This window comes from Pseudomonas sp. NFX5 (assembly GCF_049132125.1).
Lineage (GTDB): Bacteria > Pseudomonadota > Gammaproteobacteria > Pseudomonadales > Pseudomonadaceae > Aquipseudomonas > Aquipseudomonas marginalis.
This window is the reverse complement of the sequence record NZ_JAFMZG010000031.1, coordinates 219,502-237,729: the sequence shown is the minus strand read 5'-3', so window position 1 is coordinate 237,729 and position 18,228 is coordinate 219,502. Positions and strand designations below refer to the sequence as shown.

General features: G+C 63.4%; 18 protein-coding genes. 8 read left to right on the top strand and 10 right to left on the bottom strand.

Annotated elements, in window-relative coordinates; translation table 11 throughout:
* Positions 1-23 precede the first annotated feature (23 nt).
* Positions 24-608, top strand: a complete 585-nt coding sequence (locus tag J1N02_RS21760) for a nitroreductase family protein (protein ID WP_027604274.1) — start codon at positions 24-26, stop codon at positions 606-608.
* A gap of 65 nt (positions 609-673) precedes the next feature.
* Here J1N02_RS21760 and J1N02_RS21755 read toward each other — a convergent pair whose 3' ends face one another.
* The 5 genes from J1N02_RS21755 to J1N02_RS21735 form a co-directional block, all read right to left on the bottom strand.
* On the bottom strand, positions 674-1,606 hold the full coding sequence (locus J1N02_RS21755; protein ID WP_330214253.1) for a D-2-hydroxyacid dehydrogenase: 933 nt from the start codon (positions 1,604-1,606) through the stop codon (positions 674-676).
* Positions 1,607-1,713: 107 nt separating this feature from the next.
* Positions 1,714-2,007, bottom strand: coding sequence for a YcgL domain-containing protein (locus J1N02_RS21750; RefSeq protein WP_027604276.1), 294 nt, complete (start codon positions 2,005-2,007; stop codon positions 1,714-1,716).
* The gene (gene rnd / locus J1N02_RS21745) at positions 2,004-3,137 is read right to left on the bottom strand and encodes a ribonuclease D (RefSeq protein ID WP_146475776.1); all 1,134 of its coding nucleotides are present in this window, start codon (positions 3,135-3,137) and stop codon (positions 2,004-2,006) included. The genes J1N02_RS21750 and rnd overlap by 4 nt, the downstream gene beginning before the upstream one ends.
* Before the next feature lie 122 nt (positions 3,138-3,259).
* On the bottom strand, positions 3,260-3,859 hold the full coding sequence (locus J1N02_RS21740) for a class I SAM-dependent methyltransferase (protein WP_027604278.1): 600 nt from the start codon (positions 3,857-3,859) through the stop codon (positions 3,260-3,262).
* Positions 3,860-3,960: 101 nt separating this feature from the next.
* Positions 3,961-5,331: a glutamine synthetase family protein gene (locus tag J1N02_RS21735; protein ID WP_098480201.1), complete on the bottom strand. Its 1,371-nt coding sequence runs from the start codon at positions 5,329-5,331 to the stop codon at positions 3,961-3,963.
* Positions 5,332-5,677: 346 nt separating this feature from the next.
* Here J1N02_RS21735 and J1N02_RS21730 point away from each other — a divergent pair, with 346 nt between their 5' ends.
* Positions 5,678-6,451 (top strand): transporter substrate-binding domain-containing protein, encoded by a 774-nt coding sequence (locus tag J1N02_RS21730; protein ID WP_065947384.1) that lies wholly within the window; start codon positions 5,678-5,680, stop codon positions 6,449-6,451.
* Positions 6,452-6,501: 50 nt separating this feature from the next.
* Entirely contained in the window at positions 6,502-7,341 is an 840-nt protein-coding gene (locus J1N02_RS21725) for a cache domain-containing protein (RefSeq protein ID WP_092356617.1), read from the top strand.
* 69 nt (positions 7,342-7,410) lie between these two features.
* Here J1N02_RS21725 and J1N02_RS21720 read toward each other — a convergent pair whose 3' ends face one another.
* Together J1N02_RS21720 and pobA are read right to left on the bottom strand one after the other, a co-directional pair.
* Positions 7,411-8,928, bottom strand: a complete 1,518-nt coding sequence (locus J1N02_RS21720) for an MDR family MFS transporter (protein WP_421147733.1) — start codon at positions 8,926-8,928, stop codon at positions 7,411-7,413.
* Positions 8,929-8,994: 66 nt separating this feature from the next.
* Positions 8,995-10,179 (bottom strand): 4-hydroxybenzoate 3-monooxygenase, encoded by a 1,185-nt coding sequence (gene pobA, locus J1N02_RS21715; protein WP_421147769.1) that lies wholly within the window; start codon positions 10,177-10,179, stop codon positions 8,995-8,997.
* Between the two features lie 189 nt (positions 10,180-10,368).
* On the opposite strand from pobA, the gene J1N02_RS21710 reads away from it, so the two are divergent.
* Entirely contained in the window at positions 10,369-11,247 is an 879-nt protein-coding gene (locus J1N02_RS21710) for a helix-turn-helix domain-containing protein (protein ID WP_421147732.1), read from the top strand.
* Here J1N02_RS21710 and J1N02_RS21705 read toward each other — a convergent pair.
* Positions 11,240-11,416, bottom strand: coding sequence for a hypothetical protein (locus J1N02_RS21705; protein WP_162844255.1), 177 nt, complete (start codon positions 11,414-11,416; stop codon positions 11,240-11,242). The genes J1N02_RS21710 and J1N02_RS21705 overlap by 8 nt on opposite strands.
* 100 nt (positions 11,417-11,516) lie before the next feature.
* On the bottom strand, positions 11,517-12,422 hold the full coding sequence (locus J1N02_RS21700; RefSeq protein ID WP_027604285.1) for a LysR family transcriptional regulator: 906 nt from the start codon (positions 12,420-12,422) through the stop codon (positions 11,517-11,519).
* A 107-nt stretch (positions 12,423-12,529) separates the two neighbouring features.
* Between J1N02_RS21700 and J1N02_RS21695 the strand changes: the two genes are divergently transcribed.
* Both J1N02_RS21695 and J1N02_RS21690 read left to right on the top strand, forming a co-directional pair.
* Positions 12,530-13,393 (top strand): MBL fold metallo-hydrolase, encoded by an 864-nt coding sequence (locus J1N02_RS21695; RefSeq protein ID WP_092487952.1) that lies wholly within the window; start codon positions 12,530-12,532, stop codon positions 13,391-13,393.
* Positions 13,394-13,427: 34 nt separating this feature from the next.
* Positions 13,428-14,042 carry an NAD(P)-dependent oxidoreductase gene (locus J1N02_RS21690; RefSeq protein ID WP_146475779.1) on the top strand — a complete coding sequence of 205 codons (615 nt, stop codon included), beginning with the start codon at positions 13,428-13,430 and terminating at the stop codon, positions 14,040-14,042.
* A gap of 48 nt (positions 14,043-14,090) precedes the next feature.
* On the opposite strand, the gene J1N02_RS21685 is transcribed toward J1N02_RS21690, so the two are convergent.
* On the bottom strand, positions 14,091-14,963 hold the full coding sequence (locus tag J1N02_RS21685) for a LysR substrate-binding domain-containing protein (RefSeq protein WP_027604288.1): 873 nt from the start codon (positions 14,961-14,963) through the stop codon (positions 14,091-14,093).
* A gap of 111 nt (positions 14,964-15,074) precedes the next feature.
* Between J1N02_RS21685 and J1N02_RS21680 the strand changes: the two genes are divergently transcribed.
* Positions 15,075-16,700: a 5-guanidino-2-oxopentanoate decarboxylase gene (locus J1N02_RS21680; RefSeq protein ID WP_421147731.1), complete on the top strand. Its 1,626-nt coding sequence runs from the start codon at positions 15,075-15,077 to the stop codon at positions 16,698-16,700.
* Positions 16,697-18,139 carry an aldehyde dehydrogenase family protein gene (locus J1N02_RS21675; RefSeq protein WP_421147730.1) on the top strand — a complete coding sequence of 481 codons (1,443 nt, stop codon included), beginning with the start codon at positions 16,697-16,699 and terminating at the stop codon, positions 18,137-18,139. The genes J1N02_RS21680 and J1N02_RS21675 overlap by 4 nt, the downstream gene beginning before the upstream one ends.
* The last annotated feature ends 89 nt before the right edge of the window (positions 18,140-18,228 follow it).

Below are 18,228 nucleotides of genomic sequence, written 5' to 3'. Positions count from 1 at the left end.
GAATTGACGATCAGGAGCTGCCCATGACACGCGTTGCCGATTACCCGATCCATACCCAGTTCACCGAACGCTGGTCGCCCCGTGCCTTTACCGGCGAGAGCATCCCGCAGGAAACCCTGCTGAGCTTCTTCGAAGCCGCACGCTGGGCACCGTCGGCCTACAACTCGCAGCCTTGGCGTTTTCTCTACGCACGCCGTGATACGCCGGACTGGGAGCGCTTCCTGGGCCTGCTGAATGAATTCAACCGTGGTTGGGCACAGCATGCGTCGGCCCTGGTGATCATTGCCTCGAAAACCGACTTCATCGCCCCCGGCGCCACGGAAGAAACCCCGGCACTGTGGCACACCTTCGACACCGGCTCGGCCTGGGGCCACCTGGCGCTGCAAGCCAGCCTCAGCGGCTGGCACACCCACGGCATGGCCGGCTTCGATCAGGAGCTGACCCGCAAGGAGCTGAAGATTCCACAGGGTTATGCGCTGCATGCCGCCGTTGCGGTGGGCAAGCTGGGCGACAAATCGACCTTGCCGGAGTACCTGCAAGGCCGTGAAGCGCCAAGCCCGCGCAAGCCGCTGAGCGAGCTGGTGTCAGAAGGTGATTTCAGCCTCTGAAACTGACGCAATCTCAAAATGTGGGAGGGGGCTTGCACCCTCCCACATTTTCTCCCAGCGCCGCCTCAGTAACCGCGCTCGAAATCCACTTCCCCACGCAAGGCTTGCTTGGCCTGGTACGCGCGCAGGTTTTCCAGGAACAACTCCACCATCATCGGCGGCGAGGTCGGCGCGGAGCTGTGCCCGGTCAACAGCAGGCCCCAGGCGGTCCAGAACGGGTGGCGCTGCGGCAACGGTTCCTGGCGGCACACGTCGATTACCGCGCCGGCCAGGTGCCCTTCCTTCAGGGCTTCGACCAGATCGGCATCCACCACCGCCACACCGCGCCCGACGTTGATGAACAAACCGGTCGGCTTGAATTGCTTGAACAGCGCGGCGTCGTACAGGTCATGGGTGTTCGGTGTATTGGGCAGCAGGTTGATCACGTAGTCCACCTCCCCCACCAACCGACCCAGTTGGTCGAGCCCGGCCACTTCGATAAACGGCGCTTGTTCCCGCGCAGTGCTGGCGATGCCGTACAGCTTGACGCCGAACGGCACGAGAAACTCGGCGACACGCTGGCCGATGTCGCCGGTACCCACGATCAACGCCTTGCGCCCCGCCAGGCTCTGGCCGGTGCGGCTGTCCCACTTGCGCTCGACCTGGCTGACCAGTCGCGCCAGTACTTCGCGCTCGTGACCCAGCATGTAGGTGAGGACAAATTCGGCCATGACCTGGCCAAAAATACCGACGGCGCGGGTCAGGCGATAGTCGCGGGGCAAGCCTTCGGCCAGCAGCGGCGTAATGCCGGCCCAGGTCGATTGCAGCCACTGCGGCTGGTGTCCCTGGCGCAACAGCGTCGCCAACAGGTCCGGCTGGCCCAGCCATACCGGGCAATCGGCGGCCAGGCGCGACAGCTCGGCCGAGTCGCCGCTGGTGAGCACCTCCAGGTCCGGCGCCGCGTCATTGAGCAATTGGGCGTAGAGCGGGTGATCCTGTTCAGCAATCAGAACACGCATGGTTCAAACCTTTCAAAAACAGTGCAGACGGCCGCCCGCTTCCCTACGGCCACCGCCCACTAATACGATTCCATTGAAACCTGTGCCCCGGGCTGGGCACTGCCCGATCACATCGGGTCGTTGCGACGCAGCAGCTCTTCGGGCAGGTGCTCGATGTACTCGTCCTCGGCCGGCGGCATTTGCAGGTGATAGCCCTGCTTGTCGAGATTTTCCAGCACCACGATGATGTCTTCGCGGGACAACTTGCGCTCCGGCGTCAGCACCATGTCGAAGGCGTGGTGCGGTTTGCCGAACGCCGCCATCAAGGGCTCCGGCACGCGCTCCAGGGCGTCGCTTTTGAGCACGTAGAGGTACATGCCGTCTTTTTTCAGGCTGCGATAGATGGAGCAAATACGTTTCAAGGCTGTTCTCCGGCAGGGGCCAGGCTGTCGAGCAGCGCCTGGCCCATCAACTCGCGGCGCCAGCCACGCAGCGAGTCTGGCAATTGGTAAGGCCCATCGGGGTAGCCACTTTTAACCAGGGCTTCGAGGGTTTTCTTGCGCAGCATCAGTTCCGGCGCCATCTCCAGGCGCTCGGCGAATGTCTGGCCGAGGGCGCGCAGTTGCTTGATCAGCGTGGCGGCGTCCACCGGCAGCGGTTCGGCCACGGCCGGCGGCCATTGGTCCATGGGCACGCTGCCGGCACGCTTGATCAGGTCCAGCAGGAACTGGCCATCCTGGCGCACGGTACGCGGGTGCATGTCTTCGATCTTGCCCAGGGCGGCGAGGTTGTCCGGCTGGGATTTGGCCAGGGGCCACAGCGAGTGTTCGCGAATGATGCGGTTGCGCGGCAGGTCACGGGCGCGGGCTTGCTGCTCGCGCCAGGCGCAGAGTTCACGCAATACGGCGAGCTGGGCACGGGACAGTTTCCACGCCAGCTTGGCGTCACGGTAGACCTCGTACGGGTCGACTTCGCGGCGCAGGTTGGCAACCAGTTCGGCGCCGTCTTCCAGGACCCAGGCGTATTTATCATCCGACAAGCGCGGGCGCAGGCGAGTGTAGACCTCGGCCAGGTGCACGGCGTCTTCGGCGGCGTAGCTCACCTGGGTCTCGGACAATGGCCGCTGCAGCCAGTCCGAGCGGGTCTCGCCCTTGGGCAACTCGATATCGAGCACGGCTTGCACCAGGCGCGAGTAGCCCATGGAGAAGCCGAGGTTCAGGTAGGCGGCGGCCAATTGGGTGTCGAACAACGGCACCGGCAGGCTGCCGGTCAGGCGCAGCAACACCTCAAGGTCTTCGCTGCAGGCGTGCACCACCTTGATCACCGCCGGGTTCTCCAGCAACGCGGCCAGGGGTTGCCAGTTGTCGATGGTCAGGGGATCGATCAGGTAAGCGCGTACGCCATCACCGATCTGGATCAGCCCGGCAATGGGATAAAAGGTGTCGACCCGCATGAATTCGGTGTCGAGGGCGACGAATGGCAACTGCTGCCATTCGGCGCAATGCTGGCCGAGGCTATCGTTGTCGCAGATCCAGTGAATATCGATGGCCACACGGCTCTCCCTTGAAGAATGGCGCGCAGTATATATCGCGAACGGGGCTAGCGAGCATCCGCAGTGCACAGGCAACCATGAAAACTCAGACAGGAGATGAAGAATAGTCCGACAAGTAGGAGTTATCCTTTCTTACGAAGAACGTAGACCCGCCACAGGCTGGAGCCCGGCATGAATTCCTGCTGACTCAAGACCTTGAACCCGGCCTGGCGAAATTCCTCTTCCACGGCGGTACGCGAGGGTACCGACACAATCACCGTGTCGCGGCTGACCCGGTGAAACTCGCGCAGCAACGCCATGCGCCCTTCGCTGCTGGGCACATGACGAAACAACTCCAGGCAGAAAATGCAATCCACCGCATTCGCCGACAAGCCGATGGAAAACGCCGAGCCCTGGAAGGTCTTGACGCGCTTGAGCAATGACGGCGGATGGTGGCTACGGGCGTGGTCGAGCATGTCCTGGGAATTGTCCGAGGCCAGGATCACCCGGTTGACGTGCTCGGCCAACACCGGCCAGAAGCGCCCCGAGCCGCAGGCCAGGTCCAGGATCAGCCCCGGCTCGCCAGCGACCTTGAGCGCCTGGCGCACCAACCACTCGTCGCGCCATGACGCCAGGCGCTGGCGCAGACCGGGCGGGCGCGTGTCACCGCAGACCCTGGCGTGCTCAAGGCCACAGCGTTCGGCGTATTCGATCTCGATGGAAGAAGGAGGTTGTGGCGACATCGCAGGCTCATGTGACTGAAACGGTAGTGAACGACCTTGATTCGCAGCTTAACCCTTGCAACGTGAAAAAAAGGTCGAAGCCCTCACCACCGTAAAAACCATCACGCCTGATGCAGATACCAACGCCAGTCCTGCTCGCCCACCTCGCCCATGAACTGGCGGTATTCAGCATGTTTCACCGCCAGGTACACGCCCAGGAACTCGCTGCCGAACGCCTTTCGCGCCCAATCGGAACCTTCCAACGCGCGCAGGGTGGTGAGCCAATCGGTGGGCAGCAACGCCTTGGCCTGGGCGTAGCCGTTGCCTTCCACCGGGGCGCCGGGGTCCCGTTGTTCGCGAATGCCACGGTGGATGCCCGCCAGGATCGCGGCCGCCGCCAGGTAAGGGTTGGCATCGGCGCCGCAAATGCGGTGTTCGATATGCCGGGAATGGGCCGGACCACCCGGCACCCGCAGGCTGACGGTGCGGTTGTCCACGCCCCAGGTGGCGGCCAGCGGCGCATAGCTGTTGGTTTGGAAACGGCGATACGAGTTGGCGTTGGGGCAGAACATCAGCAGTGAATCGAGCAGGGTGCTGAGCATGCCCCCCACTGCGTGGCGCAGCAGTGGCGTGCCGTCGGCGGCTTCACTGGCGAACAGGTTGTTGCCCTCGGCATCGGCCAGGCTGATGTGCATATGCATGCCGGTGCCCGCCAGGTCATCGAACGGCTTGGCCATGAAGCACGCCGCCATGCCGTGCTTGTGCGCCACGCCCTTGACCAGGCGCTTGTAGCGCACCGCTTCGTCCATGGCTTGCAGGGCGTCGGCGCGGTGTTCCAGGGTGATTTCCACCTGGCCCGGGGCGTATTCGGAGATCGCCGTGCGCGCCGGAATGCCTTGCAGTTTGCAGGCGCTGTAAAGGTCGGCGAGGAACGGTTCGATCTGCTCCAGCTCACGCAGGCCGTAGACCTGGGTTGCGCGTGGACGCCCGCCGTCCACGTCCCGCGCCGGTTGCGGGCGGCCATTGCCGTCGGGATTCTGGTCGAGCAGGTAGAACTCCAGTTCCGCCGCCATCACCGGGTAATAACCGTCGGCGTTCAGGCCTTCGATCACCTTGGCCAGCAAATGCCGAGGGTCGGCCACGGTGGCGGGCAGGCCTTCGGTGGGGTGCATGCTGACCTGCACCGCAGCGGTCGGGATCAGCCGCCATGGCATGCGCTGCAAACTGCCGCTGATCGGGTAGGCGCGGCAGTCGATATCGCCCACCTCCCACACCAGCCCGGAATTCTCCACATCGTCGCCATTGATGGTCAGGCCGAGGATGGTGCTGGGCAGCGGACGGCCGCTTTCATACACCGCCAGCAATTCGTCGCGGTGCAGCAACTTGCCGCGCGGCACGCCGTTGTTGTCGAGGATAAACAGCTCGAACATCTCGATATCCGGATGCTGTTCAAGGAAGGCGTGGGCTTCGTGCAGGCTGGCAAAAATACTCATGGGGGTTTCTCTTACGTTTGTTTCAGGCAGGCGCGCACAAGGGTGCGTCATCCGTGGGGTAAATCAGCGTAGGAGAAGGGAGTCTGGCGGGCGCGCGTGGCGGCAGTGGAACAGGGCCCAGAAGGCGAGTTCGGAGGGCAGTGTCGCAGGGTGAGTGTCGGGGGAGCCGCCCATGGGTGGATCACAATGATAGAGATGCGCCCAGCGTCACACGCCCGCATAGGTGTTTAAATTCAGGGTTGGCGGAGTTTGGTTGCGACTTGGCTAAACATTCGCCGCGCCTTGCTACCTTGGCCCTTGCTGGAAATAATGACCGCCCCCGAGCATGCCCCAAGGACCCGATCGCATGAAAACAACGATAACCCTGTGCGTACTGGCAAGCCTGGCCACCTCCGCCCTGGCCGACACCGCCCCCTCGCGCCTTGACCAGGTGCTTGAGCGCGGCACCCTCAGCGTCTGCACCACCGGCGACTACAAGCCCTACACCTCGTTGCGCGCCGATGGCGGCTATGAAGGCATCGACATTGCCATGGCCGAGTCCCTGGCCAAGAGCCTCAATGCCAGGATCCAGTGGGTGCCCACCACCTGGAAAACCCTGATGCCGGACTTCCTCGCCCAGCGCTGCGACATCGCCGTGGGCGGGATTTCGGTGTCCCTGGAACGCCAGAAAAAAGCCTTCTTCAGCCAGTCCCTCGGGGTCGACGGCAAGATCCCGCTGGTGCGTTGCGCCGACGTCAAGCGCTACCAGACCGTGGAGCAGATCAACCAGCCCCAGGTGCGCGTGATCGAACCGGCGGGCGGCACCAACGAAGTCTTCGCTCGCGCCCACCTGGGCCAGGCGCAAATCCGCCTGCACGACAACGTGACCATCTTCGACGAACTGCTGGCCGGCAAGGCCGACGTGATGATCACCGACGCCAGCGAAGCGCGTTACCAGCAGAAGCAAAAGCCCGGGTTGTGCGCGGTCAACCCGGAGCGGCAGATGCAGTACAGCGAAAAAGCCTTCCTGCTGCCCCGTGATGATGTGGCGTGGAAGAGCTATGTCGACCAGTGGTTGCACCTGAGCGTGGCCACCGGCGTCTACGACGGCATCGTCAGCCAATGGTTGGCGGCGCCCTGAGCCAGAGCCGTCTACGCTGTGCTCACATCAATAAGAACGAGGGACGGGACATGAAGGGACTGCTCCGCATCACCTGGCTGCTGCTGTTGTGTTTCAGCCAGGTACACGCCGCGACCACTCAGGACGAGGACGCCCAGGCTGCCAAGGCCCTGCTGGAAAAAGCCCTGGCCTACTACCAGAGCAACGGCGACAAGGCGCTCGCCGTGTTCAGCCGCCAAGGCGAGTTTGTCGACCATGACCGCTACGTATTCGTGGTCGACACCCAGGGCGTGCTGCTGGCCAGCGGCGGGCCCTCCTCCGCCTTGATCGGCCGGGATGTGTCCGAGGTACTCGGGCCAGAGTTGCGCCAGTCATTCAAGGACGCGCTCAAGGTGCCGGAAGGCCAGGGTATCCAACAGGCCGACTACCGCTGGCAGAACTGGAACGACGGCAAGGTCGAGCACAAGCATGTGTTTTACCAGCGCGTCGGCGAGCGCATCCTGGCCGTGGGTTATTACCTGCCCCGCGCCACCCCGGAACAGGCCCGGGCCCTGCGCAACAAGGCGGTGAACGCATTGCTGAAGGATGAAGCCGGCACACTCAAGGCCATCAACTCATTGCAGGGCGGTTTCCTGCAGGATGACCTCTATGTGTTTGTCGTGGACTTGAACACCCAGCGCTACGTGGCCCATGGCACCAACCTGCGCCTGATCAACACCGACTTCAGCAAGATCAAGGACCCCGACGGCAAGCCGGTGGGCGAGCCGATCCTCAAGCTGATGGCCGAGCAGGACCAGGGGGAATACAAGTACCGTTGGAAAAACCCGGTGACGGATAAGGTCGAGAACAAGCATGCGTATGTGCGCAAGGCCGGGCATTTCATGGTTGCGGTGGGTTACTACAGCCCCTGATCTGAACTGGAATGCATTCAAATGTGGGAGGGGGTAAGCCCCTCTCACATCAAATCTCTATTGTGTCAGTCAGCGGGTTTTGTCTTCCCGCCCGCGCAGCACGCGATTGGGCATCGCGATCGCCGCCGCCAACCCCAGCAGCGACACCCCCGCACTCACCAGCAGCAAATGCCTGAACGTCACCCCCAGCTCCCCGCGCAGGGCATCCTGCGCCGGGCCTGGCGCGGCGTTCAGGCCGTCGAGCAGCACGTTGCCGGAACCGCCTTCGACCACCAGCGCACCGCTGGCCAGGTGGGCGAAGCTGGAGTCCTGCAACAACGCCAGCAGCAACGCCGACATGCACGCCACCCCCACCGCGCCGCCCAGGGAGCGGAACAGGTTGGTGGTGCTGGTAGCAACGCCGATGTCCCGTTGCTGCACCGAGTTCTGCGCCCCCACGAGGGAGGTGGGGAACTGCATGCCGGCGGCGATCCCGCACAGCAACATGCACACGCCGGTCAGCAGCATATCCTGGGGCGCACTGTAGGCCGTGCCCAGGATCGCCAGCGGGCTCAACAGCGCGCCGCTTAGGATCATCGGTTTGTAACGCCCGGTCACCGAGGTCATGCGCCCGGCGCAATAGGCGCCGATGGGCAGGCCCATCGCCAGGGGCAGCAAATGCAAGGCGGCGCTGTCGGCACCGCCGCCGGTCACTGTCTGAAAGCGCAAGGGCATCAGCACCGTCAGGGAAATCGCCTGGAAGCTGGTGAAGAAAATCGTGCACCAGCACAGCACCGCGCTGCGGTTGGCAAACAGGTGCATCGGCAGCAAGGGCTCGCGGGCGCGGCGCTCGTGCCAGACGAACAGGGTCAATGCCACCAGGGCACAGGCCAGCAGCCCCAGCACCTGGCTGTCACGCCAATGATGGCCCTGGCCGATTTCGGTGATGCCCAACAGCAAGGCGGTGAGACCGATGATCATCAGCACGGTGCCGAGGTAATCGATGATCGGCTTGCGTTGCGGTGCCGGCAGCCCCACCAGGGTGCGATGGGCCACGTACCAGGCACCGGCGCCCAACGGCAGGTTGATCAGGAACACCCAACGCCAGGATAAATACTCGGTCATGTAGCCGCCCAACACCGGCCCGGCCACGCTGGCCACCGCGTACATACTGCTGAAATAGCCCTGATAGCGCCCGCGCTCACGGGGCGGGATGATGTCGCCGATGATCGCCTGGCTCACCGAGATCATCCCGCCGGCGCCGATGCCCTGCAGCACCCGCGCCAGCACCAGTTGCTCCATGCTCTGGGCCATGCCGCAGAACAACGAAGCGACGGTGAACAGGCCCATGCCGATCAGCATCATCGGCCGCCGCCCGTAAAGGTCGCCGAGCTTGCCGTAGATCGGCACCGCCACCGTCATCGCCACCATATAACCGGAGATGACCCAGGCCAGCAGGTTGACGTCGTGGAATTGCGCGGAGATGGCGGGCATGGACACGGCGACAATGGTCTGGTCCAGGGCACCGAGGAAGATCGCCATCATCAACGAGGCGAGAATACTGCGCACCGCGGGGAGCGGTGGCGCGGGCTGATTGAGCTGAGTCACGGCAGAACCTTCGAGCAAGGCCCGCGGGAAAAGGCGGCCCGCGGGAATGCTCGATACGATAGCAGGCTATTCGATAGGCTCGTAAGGAAGTCCGACGTAATTTTCCGCAATGGTCTGGCGCCCGGCTTCGGAGTGGATGAAGTACTCCAGCTCGCTCTGGGCAATGCGCTGGCTGAATCCGTCGGACTCAGGGAATTGATGCAACATCGAGGTCATCCACCAGGAAAACCGTTCGGCCTTCCACACCCGGCGCAGGCAGATGGCGGAATAGCGTTCGAGCAAGTCCACGCGCCCCTCGCCATACACCTTGAGCAAAATCCGGAACAAGGTGCTCACGTCGCTGGCCGCCAGGTTCAAGCCCTTGGCCCCGGTGGGCGGCACGATATGGGCCGCATCGCCGAGCAGGAACAGGCGCCCGTACTGCATCGGTTCCACCACAAAACTGCGCAGGGGCGCGATGCTTTTTTCGATGGAGGGGCCGGTGACCAGTTGTTCAGCCAAGGCGCTGGGCAGCCGGGTTTTCAGTTCCGCCCAGAAGCGTTCGTCCGACCATTCATCCACGGGCTCCTCGACCGGCACTTGCAGGTAATAGCGGCTGCGCGTCGGCGAACGCATGCTGCACAGCGCAAAGCCCCGTGGGTGCTTGGCGTACACCAGTTCCGCGTGCACCGGCGGGGTGTCGGCAAGGATACCCAGCCAACCGAAGGGGTAGACCCGCTCGAACACCTTCAGCGATTCAGCCGGGATCGACTGGCGCGCCACACCGTGGAACCCATCACAACCGGCGATGTAGTCGCACTCCAGGCGAAACGCCTGGCCCTGATGCTCGAAAGTCAGCCAGGGTCGATCACTTTTAAGATCATGGGGCTGCACGTCGCGCGCTTCATACAGGGTGGTGGCGCCAGCGGCGGCGCGGGCGGCCATCAGGTCGCGGGTGACTTCGGTCTGGCCGTAGATCATCACCGATTGGCCGCCGGTCAGCGCCTTGAGGTCGATGTGGGTCAGTTGGCCGTCCAGCGCCAGCTCGAAGCCATCATGCACCAGGCCTTCGGCATCCATGCGCTGGCTCACGCCCGCCTCGCGCAGCAGGTTGACCATGCCTTGTTCCAGCACCCCGGCGCGGATGCGGCCTTGTACGTAGTCGGCACTCTGGCGCTCCAGGATCAGGGTCTGGATACCGGCGTTGTGCAACAGCTGGCCGAGCAAGAGTCCGGAGGGACCGGCGCCGATAATGGCGACTTGGGTTTTCAGGGTTTTCATTATTTTTATCGCCCGCAAGTTCCACCCGAACGGATCGAGTGAAAGAGTTGTCATTGATCTTGTGGCTGACAGTTTTCACTTGAGTGCGCAGTATAAGAAGGTGAAAACTGCGACAAAACCTGCGCTTTTTGCCAATTTGGGCGATTACCGCACCACTGTCCTGAGTATCGGATTGAAACCATGACCAACACCGCGATTCCGGTCTTCAAGCTTTACGGAGAAAGCCAGCAATGGCCGACCCCCGATTTGTTGCACTGCGAAACCATTTCCCGGCGCAGTCGGGAATACCAGTGGGAAATCCAGCCCCACCGGCACGCGGATCTGTGCCAATTGCTGTACGTGCACAAAGGCCAGGCCGAGTTGGAAATCGAAGGCCTGCGCACCACCCTCAAAGAAGCCACGCTGCAGGTATTGCCGCCGTTGTGCGTGCATGGGTTTCGCTTTGCCGAAGATGTGGAAGGCTATGTAGTCACCCTGGCGGCACCGCTGGTCAGCCACTTGCAAGCCCAACTGGGCGCAACGGCAGGCGGTTTGCAGACCCTGTGCAGCTACCCGGCGGGCAAGGACAGTGATTACCTCAACAGCCAGTTCGCCCGCCTGCAGGACGAATACGCCGACGACCAACCGGCCCGGGACATGCTGATGCATGCGCTGGTCAGTGTGCTGCTGGTGTGGATCAGCCGCCAGGCCATCCAGCGTCGCCACCCGCGCGCGCCAAGGGGCCGCGAGTATTTCCGGCGCTTTACGCAATTGGTTGAACAGCACTATCGGGAACACCCGAAGATTGAGGATCTGGCCCACAAACTGGGTATCTCGGTCTCACACCTGAATGGGACGTGTCGGGAACTGGGCGGGCAGCCTGCCTTGCAGATCATGCATGACCGTCAATTACTCGAAGCCAAGCGCCTGCTGACCTACACCAGCATGACCATCAATGAAATGTCGGAAGTACTGGGTTTTTCCGACCCGACCAACTTCTCTCGGCTGTTCCGCCGACGGGTCGGGTTCTCACCCAAGGCGTTTCGCGAGCAACTCAAGGCCGAACAGCCGCCTACCTGAGTGCACTGAAACTGCCGGTGTGGGGAACGCATTGGTCCTGATGGCAGCTGATCGCAAAGGTCGGCTGCATCCGGGTCTGCTCCACGCGGTAGGCGGCGGTGCCATACAGCCCGGTCGCCAGGGCGCAGAGGAAGAAAATCATCAGGTATTTGCGGGTTTTAATGCTCATGGCACAGACCTCTGAGCGGATCTACAGGGTGCTGTTTAAAGCATAGGTCAACCAGGGCGAGTTGCCATTATTGGGCGACATTCAACAGGGTTATGTCGCCTTAGAGCCCCCTATCCCACACCGGCTGCTCGGGGAACCTCACCACCAGGAAATCCAGCAGGCTGCGCAACGCCGATGGCATGTGTTTGCGCGACGCATAGACCGCGTAGATGTTCATCTGCCGGGGTTCGGCCTCGGGTAGCAGACGTACCAGTTCACCACGGCGAATGTGATCGCCGGCCTGGTAGCTGGGCAGCATCGCCACACCCGCGCCGGCCAGCGTCACGCGTAACAACGTACTGGCTTCGTTAGCGGTGATATTGCCGTGCACCGGCACCGACACGTGCTCGCCGTGCTCCTCGAAATGCCACAGGCTTTTGCCGAAGTACGAATGGGTTAGGCAGTTGTGCCGGGCCAGGTCCTCGACTTTCTGCGGCGCCGGGTGCTCCAACAGGTAGGCCGGGGTTGCGCACACCACGGAGCGACAGACCGTCAGGCGCCGGGCGATCAGGTTGGGGTCCAGGTCGTTGCTGGTGCGGATGGCCAGGTCGATGCGCTCATCCACCAGGTTCACCGTGCGGTCGAGCATTTGCAGGTCAATGGTCACCAAGGGGTAGCGCTTGACGTACTCGGCAATGGCCTCGGCCAATTGCGCCTGGCCGAACGAGGTGCTGACACTCAGGCGCAACAGGCCACGGGGCGCATTATCAGGCTCACTGACGGCGGCCTGCATATCGCCGCACAACTCCAGGAGTTGCCGACAGCGTGGCAGGGTTTCGCCACCGGCCGCCGTAAGGCTGAGTTTGCGGGTGGTGCGGTGCAACAGGCGCGCGCCGACCCAGTCTTCCAACTCGGCCAGGTAACGCGACACCACCGGGCGCGACAGGTCCAGATGATCGGCGGCGGCGGACTGGCTGCCCAGGTCCACCACCGTGACAAACACGCGCATTGCTTGAAGACGATCCATGATTTGCCCGATTTCAGAAACAAACTATGTCCCAGCATCGCATTTTTAGTTCGGTTTAGTGCAACTAAGCTCTGTGCATCCTTTGAATCCACTGCTGGAGCTGCCCGATGTTCTCAACCCTCAAGCGCTTGACCTTCACCGCTGCCTTGGCGTTTGCCGGCCATGCAGCGGCGGCCGACCTGACCCTGGATGTCTACAACCCAGGCGAGGCGGCGATCTTCCCGGTCAGCTCGGTGCTGGTCAGCGGCGCCAAAGACGCGATCCTCGTGGACGCACAATTCGGCAAAGGCCAGGCCGAGCAACTGGTGCAGAAGATCCGCGCCAGCGGCAAACACCTGACCACCATCTACATCAGCCACGGCGACCCGGATTACTACTTCGGCCTCGACACCCTGACGGCCGCGTTCCCCGACGCCAAGGTCCTGGCACCGCAACCGGTGGTCGACCATATCAACGCCACCGTGGCCGGCAAACTTGAGTTCTGGGGCCCGAAAATGGGTGCCGACAAACCGGGCAAAACCATCGTGCCCCAGGTGCTGCAAGGCCACAGCCTGACCCTTGAAGGGCAGCAACTGGAGGTGATCGGCCTGGATGGCCCGCAGCCGGACCGCAGCTTCGTGTGGATCCCGTCGATCAAGGCCGTGGTCGGGGGCGTGGTGGTCGCGCAAAACATTCACCTGTGGATGGCCGACACCCAAAGCGCGCAATCCCATAAAGACTGGCTTGCGACCCTGCAACGCATCGAACAGCTGAAACCTCGCACGGTGATTCCGGGCCACTACCTGGGCACGCCATCGCCGCAATCCGTGGCCTTTACTGCCGACTACATCAAGGCCTTCGACGTAGAAACCGCCAAGGCCAAGGACGCCGCCGCCCTGATCGCGGCCATGAAAAAGCGCTACCCCACCCTCGCCGACGAAAGCTCGCTGGAACTCAGCGCCAAAGTCGCCAAGGGCGAAATGAAGTGGTGAATGGCTTTAAACCCTGACCGTACTGGAGAACATCATGAGCAAGATCGCAATCATTGGGGCCACCGGCCGTGCCGGCAGCCAATTGCTGGAAGAAGCCCTGCGTCGTGGGCATAGCGTGGTGGCTATCGCGCGTAACACCGACAAGCTGGCCGTACGCCCCGGCGTCACCGTCAAGCAGGTTGATGCACTGGATGCCAATGCCCTGGAACAAGCCATCAGCGGCAGCGATGTGGTGATCAGCGCGGCACATTTCGCCACGCTGCCCGCCAGCGCTGTGATCGGCCCGGTGAAAAAAGCCGGGGTGAAACGCCTGCTGGTGGTGGGTGGCGCCGGTTCGTTGCTGCTGCCCGGTGGCGAGCGGGTGATCGACAGCGCGGGCTTCCCTGCCGAATACAAGGCCGAAGCCAGTGCAGGCGCCGAGTTTCTTGACGTGCTGCGTCAGGAAAAGGACCTGGATTGGACGTTCCTGTCGCCGTCGGCCTTGTTCGATGGCACCGAACGCACCGGTAAATTCCGCCTGGGCCAGGATGATTTGCTGGTGAGCAGTGACGGTAGCAGCTCGATCAGCTTTGCCGACTACGCCATCGCCATGCTCGATGAAGTGGAAGCACCGAAGCACTCGCGCCAGCGCTTCACCGTCGGCTACTGACACCTGTGGGAGGGGGCTTGCCCCCTCCCACATTTGGACCTCCAGCGCCTACGACTGTCGTGCCTGGCTCACCAACCAGTCCATCAACGCTTCAAGCCCTGCCGACGGCACCGTCCCCGGCGGATACACCAGGTAGTACCCCTTCCCCGTCGGCACGCGCAGTTCAAACGGCATCGCCAAGCGCCCCGCCTTGAGATCCTCGCCCATCAACGCACTGTCGCCCATCGCCACCCCGGAGCCCTGGGAGGCCACGTTCATCGCCAAGTCCAACGTTTCGAAATGATGCCCCTGGCTCAAGTTGCTCAACCGCGTATCCGCCGCCTTGAGCCACCGCGCCCAATCGCGCTCGTCCCGGGTGGGGTGCAACAGCACCTGTTGCTGCAAGTCCGCCGGGGTGTGCAAACCGGCGAGCAGCGCGGGGGCGCAGACCGGGGTGAGTTGCTCATCGAACAAGTGCCGCGCCTCGGCCGATTGCTCGGCGATGGGCGCATAGATCACCGCCGCGTCGAATTGCTCGCGACGAAAATCCACGCTGTAGGCCACGGTGGTGGTGAGTTCCACCGGCACGTCCGGGCGCTCCCGCTGCCATTGCATCAGACGCGGCAACAACCAGCGCATGACACAGGTGGAGGCCTTGATTTGCAGGGTCTGGCGGCGATTGCCGATCTGTTCCAGCGCGTCACCGAGCAGGCCAAACACCTGCTGCACCCGTTGCGACCACTCGCGACCTTCTTCGGTCAGGCTCAACCCCCGTGCCTGGCGCTGGAACAAGGCGTAGCCCAAATGGCTCTCCAGGCCGGCGATCTGCCGGCTCACCGCGCCTTGGGTGATGTGCAGTTGCTCGGCGGCGCGGGTGAAGTTGCAGCACTGGGCCGTGACCCAGAAGGTATGCAGCGCGGGCAGGGGCGGAAGGCGTTTCATATGGGCGCAGCCATGACGTGAGGACATGGCTAGTATGACTTTTTATCGATTGTTGCCGCTACGGGCCAACCGGTCCAATACCGCCACGATTCCATAACAAGAGCGACACCTATGGCGACCTGCGGCGAAGTATTGGTCAACCTCCTGGAACGCTACGGCGTGGACCAGGTGTTTGGTATCCCCGGCGTGCACACCGTGGAGCTGTATCGCGGCCTGGCCCGCTCGAGCATCCGCCACGTCACCCCGCGCCACGAACAGGGCGCCGGCTTTATGGCCGACGGCTACGCGCGCACCCGTGGCAAGCCGGGCGTGTGTTTCATCATCACCGGCCCCGGCATGACCAATATCACCACCGCCATGGGCCAGGCCTATGCCGACTCGATCCCGATGCTGGTGATTTCCAGCGTGCAATCGCGCAGCCAATTGGGTGGTGGGCGCGGCAAGCTGCATGAGCTGCCGAACCAAGGCGCGATGATGGCCGGGGTGGCGGCGTTCTCCCATACATTGATGTCGGCAGCGGAGCTGCCCGCGGTGCTGGCGCGGGCGTTTGCGTTGTTCCAGGCCGGCAGGCCGCGCCCGGTGCATATCGAGATTCCGTTGGATGTGCTGGTGGAAAACGCCGATGCAGTGCTGGGCAGTCAACCGGTCAGCATCGCCCGTGCCGGTGCGGCACCGGCGGCGGTCAGGCAGATGAGCCAGTTGCTCGCCGCCGCCAAACGTCCGCTGATCCTGGCCGGTGGCGGCGCGATTGAGGCGGCCGCCGAATTGACTCGCCTGGCCGAAACCCTCGGCGCGCCGGTGGCCCTGACCATCAATGCGAAGGGCATGCTGCCTTCCGAGCATCCGCTGCTGATCGGCTCCACCCAGTCCCTGGTCGCTACCCGCGCGCTGGTGGCCGAGGCCGATGTGGTGCTGGCCATCGGCACCGAGCTGGCCGAGACCGACTACGACGTGACCTTCGCCGGTGGCTTCGAGATACCCGGCGCGCTGCTGCGCATCGATATCGACCCCGACCAGACCGTGCGCAATTACCCGCCGCACCTCGCACTGGTGGCCGATGCGCAGATCGCCGCCGATGCCTTGCTGACCGACTTGAACCGCACGCCGCTGGGCCCCCGCCACACCGACTGGGGCGCTCAGCGCGTCGCCCGGTTGTGGGCCGAACTGGTCCCCACCTGGGACGCCGCCACCCGCGCGCAAACCCTGTTCCTCAATACGGTGCTGGAAGCACTGCCGGGCGCCGTGCTGGTGGGCGACTCGACCCAACCGGTGTACAGCGGCAACCTGACCCTGAACCTCGACCACCCGCGCCGCTGGTTCAACTCCTCCACCGGCTACGGCACCCTGGGCTACGCCCTGCCGGCCGCCATCGGCGCCTGGTTGGGCCGTGGCGATGGGCAACCGGTGGTGTGTTTGATCGGTGACGGCGGGCTGCAATTCACCCTGCCGGAACTGGCCAGCGCAGTGGAAGCGCGCACGCCGATCATCGTGCTGCTGTGGAATAACCAGGGTTATGAAGAGATCAAGAAATACATGCTCAACCGCGCCATCGAACCGGTCGGCGTAGACATCTACACCCCGGATTTTATCGGCGTGGCCAAGGCCCTCGGCAGTGCTGCCGACAGCGCTCACAGCGTTGCACAGCTGCGCAACGCCTTGCGCGCCGCCGCCGATCGCCCAGGGCCGACGCTGATTGAGATCGACCAGGACCTATGGATGAAGGAGACATCGGTATGAGCGCAGTAGTGAACGGTGTGTATATCGACGGCGCATGGCGGGCCGGCCATGACGTGCTGGAGGTGATCAACCCGGCCACCGAGGCGACCCTGGCCCGCGTCAGCGTCGGCGATGGGCAGGCCGTGACCCAGGCCGTGGATGCAGCCAGCGCGGCCTTTATCGACTGGTCGAAAAGTAGCGGCCGTGATCGCGCCAGCCTGCTGCGCAAAATCGCCCAAGGCGTCAGCGCGCAGCGCGAACAGTTGATGCACCTGCAATCGAGCAACAACGGCAAGCCGCTGTTTGAAGCCGGCATCGATGTGGACGATGTGATCGCCACGTTCGAGTACTACGCCGGTATCGCCGACGACATGGACGCCGGCCAGGACCGCTCGGTGGCGCTGCCCAGCGACGACTTCAGCGCGCGCCTGCGCCGTGAGCCGTGCGGCGTGGTGGGGTTGATCGTGCCGTGGAATTTCCCGATGGTCACCACCGCCTGGAAACTCGCCCCGGCCCTTGCCGCCGGTTGCTGCGTAGTGCTCAAGCCCTCGGAAGTAACGCCATTGGCGGAGTTGCAGTTGGCGCAAATCATCGCTGACGCAGGCTGCCCGGCGGGGGTGTTCAACCTGGTCTGCGGCACCGGCTTGGCCGTTGGCGCACCGTTGGCCGCAGACCGTCGCGTGGCGAAGATTTCCTTCACCGGCAGCAACGCCGTGGGCGTGCAGGTGATGCAACGCGCAGCGGAAACCATCAAGGGCGTAAGCCTGGAATTGGGTGGTAAATCTTCGCTGCTGGTACTGGCGGATGCCGACCTCGACCTGGCGGTGGAACTGGCGTGTGGCGGTGGCTTTTTCAACGCCGGGCAAATGTGTTCCGCCACCAGCCGCGTGCTGGTGGCCGACAGCATGGCGGATGAATTCCTGCAACGCTTGCAGGCACGGGCTGAAGCAATTCGCGTCGCCGACCCATTTGCCGACGACGTGGAAATGGGCGCGCTGATCAACCGCGTGCAGTATCAGCGGGTGCTGGGGCATATCCAACGGGGCGTCGAGGCTGGCGCGCGATTGGTGTGTGGCGGCGAACGCCCGGCGAATCTGGCGAAGGGCTACTTCATTCGCCCGACGGTGTTTACCGACGTGCCACTGGACAGTGCATTGTGGAACGAAGAAATCTTCGGCCCGGTGCTGTGTGTACGAGCTTTTGCCACTGAGGAAGAGGCCATTGCCCTGGCCAACGACAGCGATTTCGGCCTGGTGGCCAGCGTGGTCAGCCGTAGCGTCGAGACCACCGAGCGCGTGGCGAATGCCTTGCAGGCCGGGCTGGTGTGGATCAACTCACCGCAGGTGATCTTCCCGCAGGCCGCATGGGGCGGTTACAAGCAGAGCAGTATCGGCCGTGAGCTGGGCCCGTGGGGGCTGGCGGCGTTTCAGGAGATCAAGCATGTGATCCGGTCTATCTGACGACGCAGAACAAATATGGGAGGGAGCTTGCACCTAATGCCAGTCAGTTAAGGAGGAACACTGTAACTGTGGTGAGCGGGCTTGCCCGC